The following is a 470-nucleotide window of genomic DNA, read 5'->3' as shown; positions in this document are numbered from 1 at the left end:
TGGGCTCTCTTGCCGCGCGCGGGCCAGATATAAACAAACTTGTATGTTTGTTTTGTGACAGTTGAGGAATCAATGGCGACGCAGGGCGATGTGGCTACAATCGCGGCCATGCCGACCCAAGCCGAGCGCAGCGCGTCCACCAGACAGGCGCTGATCGATGCCGCCACCCAGTTGTTGATCGAACAGGGCTATGCCGCCTTTGGGGAGGCGCGCGTCTGCGAAATGGCTGGCATCAGCCGCGGCTCGCTGCGGCATCAGTTCCCGGAAGGGCGCTACACGCTGCTGCCGGCGATGGTCGAGCAGCTGATCGATACCGAGGCCGCGCGCCTGGCCGCGCTCGGGCCGATGCCCTCGGCCAGCCGGGTATCGCCACGCGCGGCCATCCAGACTTCTAGGATGGCCAGCGAGGTGTGGCGCTGGCGGCGGTTCACCAGCGCATGGAGCATCAGGTGCAGGCGCACGCGGGATGG

The 470-nt window shown here is 65.7% G+C and carries 1 protein-coding gene; it reads left to right on the top strand.

Annotation, left to right across the window (positions count from 1 at the left end):
• Window positions 1–108: 108 nt before the first annotated feature.
• Window positions 109–470, top strand: a 362-nt coding sequence (locus tag AB4Z50_RS36040) for a TetR/AcrR family transcriptional regulator (protein WP_441887295.1), incomplete at its 3' end; no start/stop codon positions are given.

It is taken from the genome of Paenibacillus sp. 2TAB26 (assembly GCF_052115145.1).
Classification (GTDB): Bacteria; Bacillota; Bacilli; order Paenibacillales; family Paenibacillaceae; genus Pristimantibacillus.
Note: the sequence above shows the minus strand (reverse complement) of the source record. Positions and strands in the feature narration are given on the sequence as shown.